The organism is Streptomyces acidicola (assembly GCF_009377235.1).
Classification (GTDB): Bacteria; Actinomycetota; Actinomycetes; order Streptomycetales; family Streptomycetaceae; genus Streptomyces; species Streptomyces acidicola.
On the sequence record NZ_VMNX01000498.1, the window covers coordinates 1 to 1,811 of the forward strand.

General features: G+C 73.8%; 1 protein-coding gene and 1 pseudogene. One reads left to right on the forward strand and one right to left on the reverse strand.

Annotation, left to right across the window (positions count from 1 at the left end; translation table 11 throughout):
- Positions 1-435 precede the first annotated feature (435 nt).
- A complete protein-coding gene (locus FPZ41_RS46335) occupies positions 436-1,362 on the forward strand; it encodes a DUF3027 domain-containing protein (protein WP_322621594.1) in 927 nt (308 codons plus the stop codon).
- 64 nt (positions 1,363-1,426) lie between these two features.
- On the opposite strand, the pseudogene FPZ41_RS46340 reads toward FPZ41_RS46335, so the two are convergent.
- Positions 1,427-1,811 (reverse strand): annotated as a pseudogene (locus tag FPZ41_RS46340) (hypothetical protein); the annotation flags it as partial.

Genomic DNA, 1,811 nt, shown 5'->3' on the forward strand with positions numbered 1-1,811 from the left:
GCCCCATAAAGGGGCGCGGGGCTGTGCCGATATGCGGCTCCGCCGCGTGGGCGCGACCAGCCACAGACAGATCGGGGGCATGGGGGCGCAGCCCCCAAAAGGGGCGCGGGGCTGTGCCCATATGCGGCTCCGCCGCGCGGGCGCGACCAGCCACAACCAACCCGCAGATTCACACGACATCACGGGGCTGCCTCGGATAAAGGGGCCTGGGGCGCAGCCCCGGAAAGAGGCCCCCAGGACGCCCGCTCCGCAGGGTCACCGCGCCCTCCCGCACAGCCGGTGCCACGCAGTGCCTCCGCATAGCGCAGAATGGATGACGTAAGTGCGTCCGAGCGCGGTCGCACGGACGTCGACGCGGCCCACTGGTCCGCTCCGTCCGCGCCCCCCGCCAAGGGACCGCGCACGTTGAGACGGCGTAGGAGAGAAGCGATACCTGTGAGCGCAGCGACAACGCGAAGCCGGACCCCCGACCGCCTGTGCGCGGAGGCCGTCGACCTCGCCCGGTCCGCCGCAGAGGAGGCAGCCGCGCCCGGTGTCGTCGGCGAGCACGCGGGGCTCGTCTCCGAGGGGGACCGTGTTGCCACGCACTACTTCGAGTGCAAGGAGCTCGGCTATCGCGGCTGGCGCTGGGCGGTGACGGTCGCACGGGCGTCGCGCGCGAAGATCGTGACGCTCGACGAGGTCGTCCTGCTGCCCGGCCCCGACGCCCTCCTCGCGCCCGAGTGGGTGCCCTGGAGCGAGCGCCTGCGCCCCGGTGACATGGGTCCGGGGGACCTGCTGCCCACCGACGCCGAGGATCTGCGCCTGGAGCCCGGTTTCTCCGGCGAGGACGAGCCGGCGCCGAACGCCGCGGTGTCCCACGACATGGCCGAGCTGGTGGAGGCGGAGGACGCGGAGGTCACCGCCGGGGTGCCGGCGAACCTGCCGATCGCGCCCATGCGCGGTTCGATCGCCGCGGTCGCCGAGGAGCTCGGCATGCGCCGGGCCCGGATCCTCTCGCGCTACGGGCTGCACAGCGCCGCCGACCGCTGGGAGGAGACGTACGGTCCCAAGACGGCCATGGCGCAGGCGGCACCGGCGTCCTGTGTGAGCTGTGGCTTCCTCTCGCCCATCGGTGGTTCGCTGGGGCAGGCGTTCGGCGTCTGCGCGAACGAGTTCTCTCCGGCGGACGGGCGGGTCGTGTCCTTGTCGTACGGGTGCGGGGGCCACTCGGAGGCCGCGGTCATGCCGACGCCGCCGCGGCCGGCTCCGCCGGTGATCGACGAGACGAGGGTGGACCACTTCCCGCTGCGGCCGTCTCCGGACTCGGGTTCGGTACCGGTGACGGCGGACGAGACGTCGGCGGAACTGGGCCACTCCTAGCCCGGGGGACGCGCCCGCGGTTCATGCGGCACCCGCCGCTGCTCATGGCGCTTGCGCCTAGGGACTAGGCCCGGTCCGTCGAGGCGTCCTCCGTGTGGGTCCCCGCCACGGGGGCCTCTCCGAAGCGGGCCAGGGCCAGGGCTGCCGTCACCGCCAGCGCGAAGCCCAGCACCGCGAGCCAGGTCAGGCCCTCGCGAGTGCGGTCGCCCAGCCAGACCACGCCCACCGCCGCCGGGCCGATCGTCTCCCCGATCACCATCCCGGCGGTGGCCGTCGTCACCGAGCCGCGCTGCAGGGCCGAGGTGAGCAGCAGAAAGGCGGCGCCCCCGCCGAGCAGCAGGGCATAGGTGGCCGGGTTGGTGAACAGGGTCGCCGGGGCCAGGTCGTCGATCAGCCGCACCGCCACCTCCACCACCCCGAACCCGAACCCGGCGCCCAGCCCCAGCAAC